Raw genomic sequence first — 16,935 nt, forward strand, 5'->3', positions numbered from 1 at the left:
TTCGACTTTTTACGTCTTATTCGTGAGCCCTGCCGATTCCGGCTTGCGCAGCGTGTCCGGCGTCAGGTTCAGCGCGGCCGCCTGCGCTTCCAGGCACAGCCGCGCGGCCAGAAACGCATGCGCCTGCGTCATCGCGTGCTCCGTGCGGTTCAGGCTGTCCAGAATCAGCTGCCCGAAGAACGGGCAGCCCACTTTGCCGGACACCTGCTCGTAATGCTCGCCTTCCCCGTCGACCCAATACACATGGTCCCCGGAGTCCGAACGCGCGATGTCCGTATATTTGCGCAGCTCGATGTATCCCTCGGTGCCCAAAATGACCGTCCGCCCGTCGCCCCACGTGCCGAGCCCTTTGGGCGTCAGCCAGTCGACGCGAAAATACTGCGTCGCCCCGTTGTCGCCGACAAGCGTCGCGTCGCCGTAATCTTCCAATTCGGGGTATTCGGGGCTGCTGTAATTGCCCACCTTGCTGTGCAGCACCTGGGCGCTCTTGCAGCCTGCATAATGCAGGAACTGCTCGATCTGGTGGCTGCCGATATCGCACAGGATGCCGCCGTAGTCTTCGCGGCGGAAAAACCAGTCCGGACGGCCGGCGGCATTCAGCCGGTGCGGGCCTGCGCCCGTCACCTGTACGACGCGGCCGATCGCGCCCTGGCGGATCAGCTGATCCGCGTACACCGCGCTCTCGACATGCAGGCGCTCGCTGTAGTAGACCATATACTTGCGGCCCGTCCGGGCGGCGCAGGCCTCCGCTTCGTCAAGCTGCGCGAGCGTCGTGAACGGCGCTTTGTCCGTGAAATAATCTTTGCCGCTCTCCATCACCCGCACGCCCAGCGGTCCGCGCCTGGCCGGGATGGCCGCCGAACAGACCATCCGCACTTCCGGATCATCCAGAATGTCTTCCAGCGAATCCGCTGCCTTCACGCCCGGAAACGACGCGATAAAAGCTTCCATTTTGACCCGATCGGGATCATAGACCCATTTCAACGTGCCGCCGGCTTCGATCAGCCCGTTGCACATGCCGTTAATATGCCCGTGATCCAGAGCCGCCGCCGCAAAGACGAATTCGCCCGGTGCCACCACCGGCTTCGCTTCGTGTCTCGGCGCGTAATTCATGCCGTCGCTTCGTCCCATCGTCGATTCATCCTCCCGCTGCCTTTTTTTCGCACAGTCCGCACGGCTGTTTCCCGTTCCGTCCTGCTTGTGAGATCCTTCCACTCCCAAACTCCTTACATCGTCTTCTCCCGCCGCAGCAGTCCGTGCAAATAATCCAGGCTCATCTGCGCACTCTCGAACGGGTCGCGCCGGCAGACGTCCTGCTCGACGACGTACCATTCCACGCCTGTCGCCCGGCACGCTTCGATAATGGCCGGATAATTCATATTGCCGTGTCCCACTTCCGCAAAAACCGCCTGTCCGTCCACGATCTCCATGTCTTTGAGATGGACGACCTGCATCCGGCCTGCGACCTTGTGCGCCCACTGGGCCGGATCGCCTCCGCCTGCCTGCACCCAGTACATGTCCAGTTCGAAGCCGAACGCTTCCGAATCGCTTTCGTCCAGCAAAATATCCATCGCCGTGCGGCCGTCGTACCGTTCGAATTCGATCTGATGGTTGTGGTACACGAACTGCAGGCCGTACTCCTGCTTGAGCCGCCGGGCGATACCGGACGCTTCCTTCGCAAAAGCCCGGTAGCCGTCCGCGCTGCCGCGGTACCGGTCCGGCACCATGCCGAGTCCGACGTAGGCGCAGTCCCACAGCTTATGCTGCTCCGCCACAGCTTGCAGGTCATCCGTCAGCCGATCGTACGCAATATGCGTGGCGCAGATCTTCAGTTCGTTTTGCACCGCGAGTTCTTTGACTCTATGGGGATCGATAGGGCCGATGCCCGACACCTGCACCGCGTCGTAGCCGATTTGCTTGAGCCTGGAGAGCGTGTCCGCCAAGCCTTCCTTCGTCTGTGCCTGTTCCCGAAACGTATACAACTGAGCGGCAATCGTCGATCTTTTCATCGTATGTTCCGCCTTTCCCACGTTTTTGTGCGCGTGCATCTCCGGCTGTCGGTTGATCCGTACTGCACGGCGGAATCAGTGCGTGCCCGATACGTTGAGCGTCGCGTCCGTGCCCGTTTTTTTGACAAAAGTGGACTGCTCGATCCGTTCGTTCAACTGTGCCAGATAAGCGTCTTCGTCGATCGGAAGTTCAACCCAGCCGTCGGTCCAGCTCGACAAATGCATCGCGTTCGACAGCGTAAGCCCGTGGATGCCTTCTTCGCCCGGGGCGATCAGCGGCTCTCCGTGCAGCACGGCCCGCGTAAAATTGCTCAGGATGCCTTCATGCTGCTCCCCGCTTCCGCGCTCGACCGGCACGTCGCATTTCCAGCATTCCGGCTCGCCGAATCCGCCCGTATACGTCGCATTGAACTCCGGTTCCGGCGTGCGCAAGCGCCAAAAGGTCAGCTTGTCGTCTTCGATCACGATTTTGCCGTTATCGCCCACCAGCTCGAACCGGTTCGTACCCGGCGCCTCGCCGACCGTCGTCACGAACAGTCCGGTCGCTCCGTTCTCGTACTCCACGTAGGCGGTCACGTCGTCTTCCACCTCGATATTCCGTTTTTTTCCGAAGCTGCAAAACGCTCTTACGCGCTTGGGCATCATGCCCGTCGTCCACTGCCACAAATCGAGCTGATGCGGGTCCTGGTTCAACAGCACGCCGCCGCCTTCTCCCTGCCACGTCGCCCGCCAACCGCCGGAATCGTAGTAGCTCTGCGAGCGGTACCAGTTGGTGATGATCCAGTTGGTCCGCCGGATCTCGCCCAGTTCGCCCGATTGAACAAGGTCGCGCAGCTTGCGGTACAGCGGATTGGTGCGTTGGTTGTACATGATGCCGAACACAAGACCCGATTTTGCCGCTGCGGCCGCCGCTTCGTTCATCTGCCGCACCGCTTTGGTATAGACGCCGGCCGGCTTTTCGATCAGCACGTGCAGACCGTATTGAAAAGCTTCGATCGCCAAAGTCGGATGATCGTAATGAGGCGTCGCGATCAGCACCGCGTCGATCTCGCCCGAGCGCATCAGCTCTTTGGGGTCGGCGTAACGTCTCACGTCAGCCGGAAGATGCTGCTTCGCCCAATCCAGCCGTTCCTGCCGCACATCGCATACCGCGGTCAGCACGGCCCCTTCGATCCGCTGCCCGATCAGGCTCTGCGCGTGGGCGCTGCCCATATTGCCGATACCGATTACGCCGAACCTTATCTGTGTGCCTGTAGTCGTCTTCATGATGTCCCTCCGCCGCTTGCAGATTATGTTTCCGCTTCCATTTCTGTTCCTGTCGTTGCTTCCTTTTGAGAATAACCCGGACGCGCACGCAAGAACATGAACACGATTAAGAACTTCTTGTCTAAAACTAAGGTGTTTTGGCTAAAAGAAGGTATACTGCGAATAAGGAAACATCTATGGAAAGCGAGGGTTTTTATGCAGTCTTTTTCCCGCAACGAACTGGAAAATCTGACCGTCCACGTCTCCCATGCTTTTTACCGCGCCGGTTATTTCGGTTGGAACGCTCCCGAAGAGAAGCCGTCGTTCAACCGCCTGTATTACGTGACCGAAGGGGAAGGCGCGGTGACGCTCGACGGCATTCGGTACGAACCCCGGCCCGGGCAGCTGTTCATCATGCCGGCCGGAGCCGTGCAGACCCGCTTTACCCCGCCCGGGAATCCGTATTCCCGCTACTTCTGCCATTTCGACGCGAAGATCGGCGGCTGGCCGTTGTTCCGGGCGGGTTCGCCTTTTCATCTGGCCGATGCCGCCGATCCCGGAACGGTCGAAGCGCTGTTTCGCGACATGATCGGGCAGTCCGAGCATCCCGGCCCTTTTGCCGCGCTGCGCGTCAAAGCGTGCCTGCTCCAGCTGCTCGCCTGCTGCCTCGAACGAAGCGGGCACGACGAGCATTCGGAGCTTGCGGCGCAGGCCGGGGAACGAGGCAAGCTGAGCGCTGTGCTGGAGTATATCGAGGCTCGGCTGGAAGAACCGCTCGAAGTCGAACGGCTGGCCGAAATCGTGCATCTGCATCCCAATTATTTCATTCCCTATTTCAAAAAACAGATGGGCACCACCCCGATGAGCTACGTGCAGCATAAACGGATCGAGTTCGCCCGGCGCCTGCTGACCTCGACCGACATGGGTATCTCGCTGATCGCGGACCGCGTCGGCATGGACCCGGCCCACTTTTCCCGCACTTTCAAAAAAACGACCGGTGTCTCGCCCAGCACGTACCGCAACAGCACCCGTTAAATCGGTCACGTCAAAAAGCCCGGTACGCCGTCGTCGGCGCCGGGCTTGATTCGGTTGGCTGTCTCTTGCAGCGGTTGAGCTTTTTGCGTTTTCCCGTTAGTGTTACTTTTACTTTTACTTTGACTTTTACTTTGACTTTTCTGGCGCCTGCTTCGCTTTGGTCGTCGCTTCCGCCAAGCCGTTGATGTATACGGCGCCCAGCGCCCGGTCGTACAAGCCGTAGCCGGCCCGTCCGGTCTCGCCCCAGATCATCCGGCCGTGATCCGAGCGGAACGGTCCGTCGAAGCCGTAATCGGTATACGCTTTGACGATTTCATAAAAGTCGAGCGAACCCCATTCCGATAAATGACCGGATTCCCGGAACGATTTGTCGCCTGTAATCTTCACGTTGCGCAGATGCGCGAAATGGACCCGATCCCGCACCCCGCCAAAATATCGCACCATCTCCACGAAATCATTTTTCGGATCGCAGCCAAGCGAACCGGAGCACAGCGTCAACCCGTGGCAAGGCGAGTCGTGCAGGTTCAGGAAACGCTCCAGATTGTCCCGGTTCGTCATGATCCGCGGCAGACCGAAGATCGGCCACGGCGGATCGTCCGGATGGATCGCCATTTTGACTCCGCTCTCCTCGGCCGCCGGAATGATCCGCTCGATAAAGTAGGCCAAGTTCTCCCACAGCTTCTCTTCGTCCACTTCTTCGTACTTTTCCAAAAGAGGACCCAATCCGCCTTCGCCATAGGAAGTATCCCAGCCCGGCAGCGCCAGTTCGCCGAGCTTGGGGTCCATCCGGCGAATAGTCTCTTCTTCATAGATCAACGTGGTCGATCCGTCCGGCAGCTCGAAATTCAGATCGGACCGCGTCCAATCGAATACCGGCATAAAATTGTAACAGACGACCGGGACGCCTGCATTGCCCAGGTTGCGCAGCGTATTCGCGTAATTCTCGATGTAGCGGTCACGCGTCGGCAGGCCCAGCTTGATGTCTTCATGCACCGGAACGCTTTCGATGACCGACAGCCGCAGTCCGACTTCTTCCACCCGCCGCTTGAGCGCGCGAATATTCTCCACCGGCCATTCCTCGCCGACCGGAATATCGTAAATGGCGCTTACGATCCCTTTCATCCCGGGAATCTGCGCAATATGCTCCAGCTTGACGGGATCGTCTTCGCCATACCAACGAAACGTCATCTCCACTGCAATTCACTCCTTCTGCGTTAAGTTTATATACTGGCATACTAGCATGCCAGTATAGGCGTGGCAAGCTTATTCGGATGCCGACGCTTTGCCCGCGTTCCGCAAAAAATAAAAGCAGCCGACGGGTCGGCTGCTTTTGCGAATTTGTTAAAGGGAATTGCGCGGCGCCAAACCGTCTGAAGCCGCCACCTCGAACACGTCCGAAGTTTTGAAAAAGCCGCTGTACCGATCGTCGCTGCCAAGCAGCGTTTTCCAATGCAGGATCGGCTGACGGATATGCTCGTGTACGGCACCTTCCACCTCGTTGACGCGTCCTTCGGCGATCAGTTCGATCCATTGGCGATGCTGCTCGATCGCTTCGTCGAAAGGATGCTCCGTCTCGAACAGCAGCCGCATCCGATTGTAGTGCGTGCTCAGCCTCGTGATCGAGTCCCACACATGTTCTTTGCTACAGCCGCGAAACAACAACCGGTGAAACGCGTTGTCCAGCTCGTGAAAAGCCGCTGCACCGGCTGCGCGATCCCGCACGTCTTCCTGCTGTCGCAAATTGTGCCGCAGTTCCAGCAAAATGTCGGACGGCAGACTCCCGCAGACCAGGCGGAGCACTTCTTGTTCCAAAGTCAGGCGCATAAAAGCCGCTTCTTCGATCAACTGTGCGTCGATCTTAGAGATATACGTACCGACCTGGGGAACCACGTCGACCAGATACTCTTCTTTGAGTCGGGACATGACTTCCCGCACCGGCGTGCGGGACAGCTGCAGGGCGGCCGCCAACTCGATCTCGCTGATTGCCCGTCCGGGAACGAGCGTCAGATCCATAATATTGCTGCGGATCACCCGGTACGCATAGTCTTTCCCGTTCTCGCCCGCCTTCCGGGCGGTCTCTCTCAGCATCGCGGTCCGCCCCTTTCGAAATGACTTTGCCGTCATTGTAACAAAAAAAAGAACCTGCAGGCTGCAGGTTCTTCGTTACTCGTAATACCGGTGAAAGGACTCGAACCTTCACGGGTCTCCCCACTCGATTTTGAGTCGAGCGCGTCTGCCATTCCGCCACACCGGCACAAACAAAAAAAATTAGATAAATGGCGCGCCCTAAGAGATTCGAACTCCTGGCCTTTTGATTCGTAGTCAAACGCTCTATCCAGCTGAGCTAAGGGCGCAAGCTGTATAAAATTTTGAAAAATAAACTGGAGGCGCCACCCAGATTCGAACTGGGGGTAGAGCTTTTGCAGAGCTGTGCCTTACCACTTGGCTATGGCGCCGTAAATAAAAAAATGGAGCGGACGACGGGAATCGAACCCGCGACCCTCGCCTTGGCAAGGCGATGCTCTACCGCTGAGCCACGTCCGCTTACTTTTTTTGAAGAAATAAAATGGCTGGGGGTATAGGATTTGAACCTATGCGTGACGGAGTCAAAGTCCGTTGCCTTACCGCTTGGCTAACCCCCAACAAAGAAAAGGGCGATCGACGGGAATTGAACCCGCGAATGTCGGAGTCACAGTCCGATGCGTTAACCCCTTCGCCACGACCGCCAAAATGCAAAATAAATCTTTGGGTTAAATATGAAATTACTATGGCAGGGGCAGCAGGAATTGAACCCACACTAACGGTTTTGGAGACCGTTGTTCTACCTTTAAACTATGCCCCTATAACTGGTGGAGGCTGATGGATTCGAACCACCGAACTCAGAGAGAACAGATTTACAGTCTGCTGCGTTTGGCCACTTCGCTAAGCCTCCACAATTCAATAAATGGTGCCGGCGAGAGGACTTGAACCCCCAACCTACTGATTACAAGTCAGTTGCTCTACCAATTGAGCTACACCGGCCAATTTTTGAATGTGATACTATTTGGTTATCAATGGTGGCTCGGGACGGAATCGAACCGCCGACACAAGGATTTTCAGTCCTTTGCTCTACCGACTGAGCTACCGAGCCAAGCAGTTTTTCCTGTAAGCCCGACTTCGAGCAGATGGAAAGCAATAAAAATGGCGGAACCGACGGGATTTGAACCCGCGATCTCCTGCGTGACAGGCAGGCATGTTAACCCCTACACCACGGTTCCAGGCCATAAGGTGAAGCAATTGCGGGGGCAGGATTTGAACCTGCGACCTTCGGGTTATGAGCCCGACGAGCTACCGAGCTGCTCCACCCCGCGTCAGAGTGTATAACTATATGGTGGAGGCTGAGGGGCTCGAACCCCCGACCCTCTGCTTGTAAGGCAGATGCTCTCCCAGCTGAGCTAAGCCTCCATTTCACATACGCTTACTAGTATACCATGTTAGCAGCCTCATGTCAAATGTTTTTTCGTGCTTCTTCTCTTTCGAAAAGAAGAATGACCCGTAGGGGATTCGAACCCCTGTTACCTCCGTGAAAGGGAGGTGTCTTAACCCCTTGACCAACGGGCCTTGCTGTAAAAAATATGGCGGAGAGAGAGGGATTCGAACCCTCGAGACGCTTTAGACGCCTACACGATTTCCAATCGTGCTCCTTCGGCCACTCGGACACCTCTCCATATGGCTCCCCGAACAGGACTCGAACCTGTGACAACTCGATTAACAGTCGAGTGCTCTACCAACTGAGCTATCAGGGAACATTCAGCTTAAAAGTAAGCTATACTACAAGGTTTGCACCTTGAAAACCGGATCCGAAACGATCCACTTCGCGTCATGAAGTGTTTGCTCGCGCAGAGGTCTCAACCGAAGCAGAGGCTTCCGAAGAATCTTACTGCGCAAGTCTGTAGGATAAGCCCTCGACCGATTAGTACAGGTCAGCTGCACGTATTACTACGCTTCGACCTCCTGCCTATCTACCTCGTCGTCTCCAAGGGGTCTTACCACTTGCGTGTGGGAAATCTCATCTTGAGGGGGGCTTCACGCTTAGATGCTTTCAGCGTTTATCCCTTCCGCACGTAGCTACCCAGCGATGCTCCTGGCGGAACAACTGGTACACCAGCGGTGCGTCCATCCCGGTCCTCTCGTACTAAGGACAGCTCCTCTCAAATTTCCAACGCCCACGACAGATAGGGACCGAACTGTCTCACGACGTTCTGAACCCAGCTCGCGTACCGCTTTAATGGGCGAACAGCCCAACCCTTGGGACCTACTTCAGCCCCAGGATGCGATGAGCCGACATCGAGGTGCCAAACCTCCCCGTCGATGTGGACTCTTGGGGGAGATAAGCCTGTTATCCCCAGGGTAGCTTTTATCCGTTGAGCGATGGCCCTTCCATGCGGTACCACCGGATCACTAAGCCCGACTTTCGTCCCTGCTCGACCTGTCCGTCTCGCAGTCAAGCTCCCTTATGCCTTTACACGCTGCGAATGATTTCCAACCATTCTGAGGGAACCTTTGGGCGCCTCCGTTACATTTTAGGAGGCGACCGCCCCAGTCAAACTGCCCGCCTGACACGGTCCCTGTACCGGATCACGGTACGAGGTTAGAACTAGCATGCGATCAGGGTGGTATCCCAACGGCGCCTCCCCCGAAGCTGGCGCTCCGAGATCTAAGGCTCCCACCTATGCTGTACAAATCGCACCCCAGTCCAATATCAAGCTGCAGTAAAGCTCCATGGGGTCTTTCCGTCTTGTCGCGGGTAACCTGCATCTTCACAGGTATTAAAATTTCACCGGATCTCTCGTTGAGACAGCGCCCAAGTCGTTACGCCATTCGTGCGGGTCAGAATTTACCTGACAAGGAATTTCGCTACCTTAGGACCGTTATAGTTACGGCCGCCGTTTACTGGGGCTTCAATTCAGAGCTTCGCGTTGCCGCTAACCCCTCCTCTTAACCTTCCAGCACCGGGCAGGCGTCAGCCCGTATACTTCGCCTTGCGGCTTCGCACAGACCTGTGTTTTTGCTAAACAGTCGCTTGGGCCTTTTCACTGCGGCCCCTCGTGCTATTCACACTACCGGGGCACCCCTTCTCCCGAAGTTACGGGGTCATTTTGCCGAGTTCCTTAACGAGAGTTCTTCCGCGCGCCTTAGAATACTCTTCCCACCCACCTGTGTCGGTTTGCGGTACGGGCGCCTTCACCTGGCTAGAAGCTTTTCTTGGCAGTGTGAGCCCAGGACCTTCGCTACTGTAATTTTCGCTCCCCATCGCAACTTGTCCTCAGATATGCGGATTTGCCTACATACCAGACTTGTTACTTGGACGGACACTTCCATCAGTCCGCGTCCCTTCCCTCCTGCGTCACTCCATTGCTCGTAACGGTTTACGGCGGTACAGGAATATCCACCTGTTGTCCATCGACTACGCCTTTCGGCCTCGCCTTAGGTCCCGACTAACCCTGAGCGGACGAGCCTTCCTCAGGAATCCTTGGGTTTTCGGCGGATCAGATTCTCACTGATCTTTTCGTTACTCATACCGGCATTCTCACTTGAATACAGTCCAGCGCTCTTTCCAGTACACCTTCAATCCGTATTCAACGCTCCCCTACCCCTGATGCACAAGGCATCAAGCCATGGTTTCGGTGGTGTGTTTAGCCCCGTTACATTTTCGGCGCAGAGTCACTCGACCAGTGAGCTATTACGCACTCTTTAAATGGTGGCTGCTTCTAAGCCAACATCCTGGTTGTCTGGGCAACTCCACATCCTTTCCCACTTAACACACACTTGGGGACCTTAACCGATGGTCTGGGCTGTTTCCCTTTTGACAATGGATCTTAGCACTCACTGTCTGACTCCCGGATATAAGTTGATGGCATTCGGAGTTTGACTGGACTTGGTAACCCTTGGCGGGCCCCGCACCCAATCAGTGCTCTACCTCCACAACTCTCAATCCGAGGCTAGCCCTAAAGCTATTTCGGGGAGAACCAGCTATCTCCGGGTTCGATTGGAATTTCTCCGCTACCCCCACCTCATCCCCGCACTTTTCAACGTACGTGGGTTCGGGCCTCCAGTGCGTGTTACCGCACCTTCACCCTGGACAGGGGTAGATCACCCGGTTTCGGGTCTACACCTACATACTACGTCGCCCTATTCAGACTCGCTTTCGCTGCGGCTCCGGCTTCTCACCTTAACCTTGCATGTAAACGTAACTCGCCGGTTCATTCTACAAAAGGCACGCCATCACCCCTTAATTGGGCTCTGACTTTTTGTAAGCGCACGGTTTCAGGTTCTATTTCACTCCTCTTCCGAGGTCCTTTTCACCTTTCCCTCACGGTACTGCTTCGCTATCGGTCACCAGGGAGTATTTAGCCTTGGCAGATGGTCCTGCCGGATTCATACGGGGTTTCACGTGCCCCGCACTACTCGGGATCCGTCTCGGAGGGAGCTTGCTTTCGGCTACAGGGCTATCACCTGCTGTGGCGGGTCGTTCCAAACCTCTTCGCCTACCAAACTCCTTTGTAACTCCGTGTGAGACGTCCCACAACCCCAGAGAGCAAGCTCTCTGGTTTGGGCTGTTCCGCGTTCGCTCGCCGCTACTGACGGAATCACTATTGTTTTCTCTTCCTCGGGGTACTTAGATGTTTCAGTTCCCCCGGTCTGCCTCTGCCGAGCTATGAATTGACTCGGTCAGTAACTGGGTATGAGTCCAGCTGGGTTCCCCCATTCGGAAATCTCCGGATCAACGCTCACTTACAGCTCCCCGAAGCACTATCGCGGTTCGTCGCGTCCTTCGTCGGCTCCTGGTGCCTAGGCATCCACCGTGCGCTCTTACTTGCTTAACCAAACTTCATTGGAACTACGTCTTCATAAGAAGAATAGTCCAGACGCGAAGTTTTTCGTTTCGGTATCCAGTTTTCAAGGAACAAGTTTGGGTGCATCACCGCTGTGTGGATCAAACGTCGTTCCCGCGATAAGCGAAAGCTGGGTTTGAAGTCCTTACAGAAGGATGGTACCCGGAATTGAAAGAGTTCCCTCTCTCAAAACCGAACAGTAAGTGTTTGAGTGTTTCTATTTTTTATCTCCCTAGAAAAGCGGGACTGAATGTCTCCGTTGCAGGAAACGATTCTCCATAGAAAGGAGGTGATCCAGCCGCACCTTCCGATACGGCTACCTTGTTACGACTTCACCCCAATCATCTATCCCACCTTCGGCGGCTGGCTCCTTGCGGTTACCTCACCGACTTCGGGTGTTATAAACTCTCGTGGTGTGACGGGCGGTGTGTACAAGACCCGGGAACGTATTCACCGCGGCATGCTGATCCGCGATTACTAGCAATTCCGACTTCATGCAGGCGAGTTGCAGCCTGCAATCCGAACTGAGACCGGCTTTCTGGGATTGGCTCCACCTCGCGGCTTCGCGACCCTCTGTACCGGCCATTGTAGTACGTGTGTAGCCCAGGTCATAAGGGGCATGATGATTTGACGTCATCCCCGCCTTCCTCCGGTTTGTCACCGGCAGTCACTCTAGAGTGCCCATCCAAGATGCTGGCAACTAAAGTCAAGGGTTGCGCTCGTTGCGGGACTTAACCCAACATCTCACGACACGAGCTGACGACAACCATGCACCACCTGTCTGGCATGTCCCGAAGGAAAGGCTTATCTCTAAGCCGGTCATGCCGATGTCAAGACCTGGTAAGGTTCTTCGCGTTGCTTCGAATTAAACCACATACTCCACTGCTTGTGCGGGTCCCCGTCAATTCCTTTGAGTTTCAGTCTTGCGACCGTACTCCCCAGGCGGAGTGCTTAATGCGTTAACTTCGGCACCCAGGGTATCGAAACCCCGAACACCTAGCACTCATCGTTTACAGCGTGGACTACCAGGGTATCTAATCCTGTTTGCTCCCCACGCTTTCGCGCCTCAGCGTCAGTTATAGGCCAGAAAGTCGCCTTCGCCACTGGTGTTCCTCCACATCTCTACGCATTTCACCGCTACACGTGGAATTCCACTTTCCTCTCCTACACTCAAGCGGGCCAGTTTCGGATGCGAATCGGGGTTGAGCCCCGATCTTAAACATCCGACTTAACCCGCCGCCTGCACGCGCTTTACGCCCAATAATTCCGGACAACGCTTGCCCCCTACGTATTACCGCGGCTGCTGGCACGTAGTTAGCCGGGGCTTTCTTCTCAGGTACCGTCACTCCGAGTGCAGTTACTCACCCGGACGTTCTTCCCTGGCAACAGAGCTTTACGATCCGAAAACCTTCATCACTCACGCGGCATTGCTCCATCAGGCTTTCGCCCATTGTGGAAGATTCCCTACTGCTGCCTCCCGTAGGAGTCTGGGCCGTGTCTCAGTCCCAGTGTGGCCGTTCACCCTCTCAGGTCGGCTACGCATCGTCGCCTTGGTGAGCCATTACCCCACCAACTAGCTAATGCGCCGCAGGCCCATCTCTCAGTGACAGCTTGCGCCGTCTTTCCTCATCTCTCCATGCGGAGAAATGATGTATCCGGTATTAGCATCCGTTTCCGGAAGTTATCCCAGGCTAAAAGGCAGGTTGCCTACGTGTTACTCACCCGTCCGCCGCTAATTATCAGAGAAGCAAGCTTCTCATCCAATCCGCTCGACTTGCATGTATTAGGCATGCCGCCAGCGTTCGTCCTGAGCCAGGATCAAACTCTCCATTAAGGTGCAACCTCTGTTGCACCCGCGACTCCGATTAGAGACCCCATAGGGCCTGGATTCGGATAAAGCGGATGGTCTTGAAGTTGACTTGTCAAGAAAGCACCATGTGCTCGTTAAAACGTGGCGGGAACTAAAGTTCCCTATATTCACTCTAAACCGTCTTGTGCTCCAATATTCAGATCCGAAGATCAAAACCCTTCGCTAAGCGCGGTTCCTCGAATCACTTGGCCCGGCTGGGTTCCGTGATTCTCGTTACTCACTGTTCAGTTTTCAAAGAACAAACTCGTTTATTTGCTTGTCTTGCTCGTTTCTTTCGTTCACCACCGCATCTCAGCGGCGACTTTTATATCCTATCACAGTGGCAAGCAGTTCGTCAAGCACTTTTTTCAAAGCATTTTTGAACTTCGCTTTAAACTTCACTGTGAGGCGTTTGGCGCTCAGCGACTTAGCGCTCAGCGGCTTCAAAGGCCGAGATTTAATTTATCACGTAGCGGCTATTCCAGTCAACCCTTTTTTGAAAATTTGCTGTCTTGCTGTCTGGTTGCTGCGAAGAATCAAGGCTTCAATCCGCGCTGTACCTGATTTCTTCGCTTTGCGCACCGTGTTTGCCGTCGCGCGGCCACTGCGTAATGAGGGAGCGGTAGACCAATTTGCGCACGACCATCGGCAGTTCGTTTTTGACATATTGCAGATCCGGGTGCCGGCTCAACTCTCCGATCGTCCACGGCATCCTGCGGCTGCGGAGCACGTGAATGAGCAGTTCGGAGCACACGGCCATTTTCGACATAACGGAAAATTCGCACGCCAGCAGCACAAGCTCTACTCTCTCTCTCAGCGTTTCCTGACTGAAAGCAAGCTGCTCGTACAATTTATAGACCTGGGTCCCATGGGCGCGTACCTGATTCCAGATCGTCTTCTCGGGATAGACGGCTTTTTGCACCAATTCGATACAGGCCCAATGGTGCAGCGCTTTGAGCGTGCTGTAATAGGCATCCATCTCGTGGCCTTCGTTGATATGGCGCTTGGCTTCCACATAATTGCGGACCAGGCGGGAAAATTCGAAAAACAGGCGTTGTTCCCGAAGAGGCTGTTCAAAATGCTCGACCTGCTGCTTCAAATGAAAAATTTGGCCGTTCAAGTCATTCACCACTTCCCCCTGTAAAAAATAATGAACCAGCGAACGGTTTTCCCCGGTCACGATCCAGCGCTTCAATTCTTTGGCCTGCAGGCCGATCAGTTGATAATGCAGCCCGTTCTCCACGCGATGATGAATTTGCAGTTGTTCGTCCAGATCCTCGAAGATCAGAAAAATCAATCCGTCAAAGTCCTGAAGCAGCGCACCGTGAAAAGTTCCGCCGGGACGGTAGCAGGCAACGGCGCCCAACGCAGCAGGTTCGGTTTTCATCCAATCCTCAAATGTAAATGGGCTCATTCTCGTCTCCTCCTCCGCATGGCCGCCCGGCCGTTCGGCTTCGCCGCGAATGAACCGCATCCGCTTTTGGGCCGTTAATGGTTATTCTACGCCGGGTCCTCTATTCCTTCTTCAAATTCGTTCGATTATGAAAGGAAGTGTTCATAGACAAAAGAAAATCGGAGTATGGGCCCATACTCCGATTAAGCGGCCTTATTTTTCATTGACGGTTTGCAAAATTTCCCACGCCTGCGCCGAAGCGAAGCTTCGCGTCCAACTGGCTACGCCGGCCAGGTCGTGCTTGCGGGCCAAGTCGATCCGGCGCTTCAGCGACTCCCCGTCTTCCAGCCAGATGCGCTTGAGCGCTCCGTCTTCTTTGTACTCGGCATAGTTTTGCCCGACGTCTGCGAGCAGTTCGCGCTTGGCGCCGTTCTCGTCGACCAGCTTCTGGGACGTCTCCATGCCTACGGCGGAAGAAGACACTTTGACTTCTCCGTTCTCCTCGGTCTCCGTCCATACGCGCGTATAGAGCGGAATGCCCAGCACAAGCTTGGAAGCGGGCACTTCGTCTTCTTCCAGAATTCGGCTCACGGATTGTTCCACCCAGGGCAGGGAGGCGACGGAACCGGCTTTGGGACTGCTGGCCCAATGCTCGTCGTACGCCATCAGCATCATGAAGTCGACGGTCTCGCCGAGCGCGCGCCGATCGAGGAACGCGGACCACATCTCGGAATTGGATTTGGGCGTGACGTCGACGGAGACGGTCAGTCCCGCTTGACGCGCCCGCACCGTAAATTCGCGCACGAACGCGACGAACGGCGCTTTGTCTTCGGTATAGACGTTCTCGAAGTCCAGATTGATCCCGTCCAACTTGTATTCGGCCGCTTCGTCCAGCACCTGGCGGATCGCGTTGGCCCGGGTCTCGTAGTCACCCAGCATTTCCCGCGTCCAATCGGCTTCGAAACTGTTGCTGAACAAGCCCCACACCTGCTTCCCTCTGTTATGGGCGCGTCCGACGTAGGCCGAATCGGCTTTGCTGCGGATATTGCCTGCGCCGTCCTTCAGCTCGAACCAGGTAGGACTCACGACGTTGACTCCCTGCATCTCTTCGATCACTTCCGGGTCGGGCCGGCGCTCGTATACGGCTTCCCAGGCCAGATTGACTTTCTGGTCCGCCCATTCCCTGGACGCGGCCGTCGGAGCGGTCTCGGGCACGGGAATCTGTTCTTCCTGCCCGAGCTGCACTTCGCTCTCGCGAATGTAGCCGGAGCTGCCGTCGGCCGTCTGCGCATACAGCCAGCCGTCCCGCTCGTTCCAGACGCGCAGCTTCGTTCCCGCTTCGAGTTCGGACGCGATCGGCGCTTTGAGCGTCGCGTCGCCGCGAAGCTTGGGCGAGCCGAACAGTCCGCCGTCGACGGCGGAACCGCTGCGGAACCGGTCGCCGGCTCTGAGCACGACCACGCTGCCTGCGGGGCTCTGCTCCTCGATCCGGATGCCGTACAGCCGTTCAAGCGGCTCCACGGGCACGTACAACGAGCCTTCCTCTTCCTGCAGCGGCGAAGCCAGCGCATACGCTTTGCCGTTGGATTCGGCCGTTTTGCCGTCTTTGGCCATGACCAGCAGTTCGTTCGCGGTGGTGAGGATCGCCGTCTCGCCGTCGGGATCTTCGTAGGCATACGCATGGATACTCTCCCGGATCAGCGACAGCGGGAGCTTGAGCGACTCGCCCGAGCCGACGGCATGGTACCCGCTCCATTTTCCTTCTATAAAAATCGGCTTCTCCACGGTTCTCCACTCCGGCTGCTCCCGGTCGAAGTTCGGCAGGAAGCTCCATACCGCCCACCCCGCGCCCGCAATGACCGCGCCCAGGAGAAGAACCCGGCCGAGCCGCCTCTTTTTCCGGATACGTCCTTGTCTGTTCCTCTTCAAATCGCAACAGCTGCCCTTCTGCATGTCTGCCAGGTTACGCCACAAAAAAAAGCGCGGGAGCCCGAACCGGCTCCACACGCCTTATTGTAAGCAAACGTCATTGTTCGCTGCAACCCTCGCATACTCCGTACACTTCCAAACGATGCCCCTTGACCGTAAAGCCCGTCGACTTCGCCGCAGCACGTTCGACTTCGCCCAGATAAGGATGATGGAAGTCTTCGATCTTGCCGCACGTCTCGCAGATAATATGATAATGCTCGCTGACGTTCGCATCGAACCGGCTGGAGTTGTCTCCGTAAGTCAGTTCGTGAATCATCCCGGCTTCGATCAGCATCTTGAGATTGTTGTATACGGTCGCTACGCTCATGCTCGGAAACTGCGGACACAGCGCGCGATAAATCTCGTCCGCGGTCGGATGACCCATGTTCTCCATGAGGTAAGTCAGAATGGCATGTCTCTGGGGAGTGATGCGCACACCGTTGATTTTCAACTGTTCCAAAGCATGTTGTACGCGTGTCGTCATCCCGTTCTCCTCCTTGCCGTTATTCCTTGATTACTCTCCATTGTAAGGTTTGTGAATATTTTTTGTCAACGTGCGAA

Annotated in this window: 9 protein-coding genes, 16 tRNA genes and 2 rRNA genes; 1 reads left to right on the forward strand and 26 read right to left on the reverse strand. The window is 56.0% G+C overall.

What is annotated here, in order from left to right; translation table 11 throughout:
• Nucleotides 1–9: 9 nt before the first annotated feature.
• From FFV09_RS06800 to FFV09_RS06810, 3 genes are all read right to left on the reverse strand, one after another.
• A complete protein-coding gene (locus FFV09_RS06800; protein ID WP_141447161.1) occupies nucleotides 10–1,131 on the reverse strand; it encodes a Gfo/Idh/MocA family protein in 1,122 nt (373 codons plus the stop codon).
• A 95-nt stretch (nucleotides 1,132–1,226) separates the two neighbouring features.
• Nucleotides 1,227–2,009, reverse strand: coding sequence for a sugar phosphate isomerase/epimerase family protein (locus FFV09_RS06805; protein WP_141447162.1), 783 nt, complete (start codon nucleotides 2,007–2,009; stop codon nucleotides 1,227–1,229).
• A gap of 75 nt (nucleotides 2,010–2,084) precedes the next feature.
• The gene (locus tag FFV09_RS06810; RefSeq protein WP_141447163.1) at nucleotides 2,085–3,275 is read right to left on the reverse strand and encodes a Gfo/Idh/MocA family protein; all 1,191 of its coding nucleotides are present in this window, start codon (nucleotides 3,273–3,275) and stop codon (nucleotides 2,085–2,087) included.
• 195 nt (nucleotides 3,276–3,470) lie between these two features.
• On the opposite strand from FFV09_RS06810, the gene FFV09_RS06815 reads away from it, so the two are divergent.
• Complete coding sequence (locus FFV09_RS06815) at nucleotides 3,471–4,289, forward strand: AraC family transcriptional regulator (RefSeq protein WP_141447164.1); 819 nt, start codon at nucleotides 3,471–3,473, stop codon at nucleotides 4,287–4,289.
• 126 nt (nucleotides 4,290–4,415) lie between these two features.
• Here the strand turns inward: FFV09_RS06815 and uxuA are convergent, their stop codons facing one another.
• The 23 genes from uxuA to FFV09_RS06930 all read right to left on the reverse strand — a co-directional run bounded on the left by uxuA (nucleotide 4,416) and on the right by FFV09_RS06930 (nucleotide 16,858).
• The gene (gene uxuA / locus FFV09_RS06820) at nucleotides 4,416–5,483 is read right to left on the reverse strand and encodes a mannonate dehydratase (protein ID WP_141447165.1); all 1,068 of its coding nucleotides are present in this window, start codon (nucleotides 5,481–5,483) and stop codon (nucleotides 4,416–4,418) included.
• A 147-nt stretch (nucleotides 5,484–5,630) separates the two neighbouring features.
• Complete coding sequence (locus FFV09_RS06825; RefSeq protein WP_141447166.1) at nucleotides 5,631–6,377, reverse strand: GntR family transcriptional regulator; 747 nt, start codon at nucleotides 6,375–6,377, stop codon at nucleotides 5,631–5,633.
• An 85-nt stretch (nucleotides 6,378–6,462) separates the two neighbouring features.
• A tRNA-Leu gene (locus FFV09_RS06830) sits at nucleotides 6,463–6,543 on the reverse strand.
• 23 nt (nucleotides 6,544–6,566) lie between these two features.
• Nucleotides 6,567–6,643: transfer RNA gene (locus FFV09_RS06835), tRNA-Arg, on the reverse strand.
• 28 nt (nucleotides 6,644–6,671) lie between these two features.
• Nucleotides 6,672–6,745, reverse strand: a tRNA-Cys gene (locus tag FFV09_RS06840).
• Between the two features lie 13 nt (nucleotides 6,746–6,758).
• Nucleotides 6,759–6,833, reverse strand: a tRNA-Gly gene (locus FFV09_RS06845).
• Between the two features lie 23 nt (nucleotides 6,834–6,856).
• Nucleotides 6,857–6,931: transfer RNA gene (locus FFV09_RS06850), tRNA-Gln, on the reverse strand.
• An 11-nt stretch (nucleotides 6,932–6,942) separates the two neighbouring features.
• Nucleotides 6,943–7,015 (reverse strand) — tRNA-His (locus FFV09_RS06855).
• Nucleotides 7,016–7,057: 42 nt separating this feature from the next.
• Nucleotides 7,058–7,131 (reverse strand) — tRNA-Trp (locus FFV09_RS06860).
• Between the two features lie 5 nt (nucleotides 7,132–7,136).
• A tRNA-Tyr gene (locus FFV09_RS06865) sits at nucleotides 7,137–7,221 on the reverse strand.
• Nucleotides 7,222–7,234: 13 nt separating this feature from the next.
• Nucleotides 7,235–7,310, reverse strand: a tRNA-Thr gene (locus FFV09_RS06870).
• Nucleotides 7,311–7,343: 33 nt separating this feature from the next.
• Nucleotides 7,344–7,419: transfer RNA gene (locus FFV09_RS06875), tRNA-Phe, on the reverse strand.
• A 51-nt stretch (nucleotides 7,420–7,470) separates the two neighbouring features.
• Nucleotides 7,471–7,546: transfer RNA gene (locus tag FFV09_RS06880), tRNA-Asp, on the reverse strand.
• A gap of 19 nt (nucleotides 7,547–7,565) precedes the next feature.
• Nucleotides 7,566–7,639: transfer RNA gene (locus tag FFV09_RS06885), tRNA-Met, on the reverse strand.
• Nucleotides 7,640–7,657: 18 nt separating this feature from the next.
• Nucleotides 7,658–7,733, reverse strand: a tRNA-Val gene (locus FFV09_RS06890).
• Nucleotides 7,734–7,817: 84 nt separating this feature from the next.
• Nucleotides 7,818–7,889, reverse strand: a tRNA-Glu gene (locus tag FFV09_RS06895).
• Between the two features lie 15 nt (nucleotides 7,890–7,904).
• Nucleotides 7,905–7,995, reverse strand: a tRNA-Ser gene (locus tag FFV09_RS06900).
• 3 nt (nucleotides 7,996–7,998) lie between these two features.
• Nucleotides 7,999–8,074: transfer RNA gene (locus FFV09_RS06905), tRNA-Asn, on the reverse strand.
• A 147-nt stretch (nucleotides 8,075–8,221) separates the two neighbouring features.
• A 23S ribosomal RNA gene (locus FFV09_RS06910) occupies nucleotides 8,222–11,155 on the reverse strand.
• Between the two features lie 291 nt (nucleotides 11,156–11,446).
• Nucleotides 11,447–12,998, reverse strand: a 16S ribosomal RNA gene (locus tag FFV09_RS06915).
• The 16S and 23S rRNA genes sit together here with 16 tRNA genes alongside, the layout of an rRNA operon.
• A 559-nt stretch (nucleotides 12,999–13,557) precedes the next feature.
• Nucleotides 13,558–14,427, reverse strand: a complete 870-nt coding sequence (locus FFV09_RS06920; protein ID WP_141447167.1) for a nucleotidyltransferase-like protein — start codon at nucleotides 14,425–14,427, stop codon at nucleotides 13,558–13,560.
• Nucleotides 14,428–14,619: 192 nt separating this feature from the next.
• Complete coding sequence (locus tag FFV09_RS06925) at nucleotides 14,620–16,191, reverse strand: glycosyl hydrolase family 18 protein (protein WP_246098497.1); 1,572 nt, start codon at nucleotides 16,189–16,191, stop codon at nucleotides 14,620–14,622.
• 241 nt (nucleotides 16,192–16,432) lie between these two features.
• Nucleotides 16,433–16,858, reverse strand: a complete 426-nt coding sequence (locus tag FFV09_RS06930; RefSeq protein WP_141447169.1) for a Fur family transcriptional regulator — start codon at nucleotides 16,856–16,858, stop codon at nucleotides 16,433–16,435.
• Between the last annotated feature and the right edge of the window lie 77 nt (nucleotides 16,859–16,935).

This window comes from Saccharibacillus brassicae (assembly GCF_006542275.1).
GTDB lineage: Bacteria > Bacillota > Bacilli > Paenibacillales > Paenibacillaceae > Saccharibacillus > Saccharibacillus brassicae.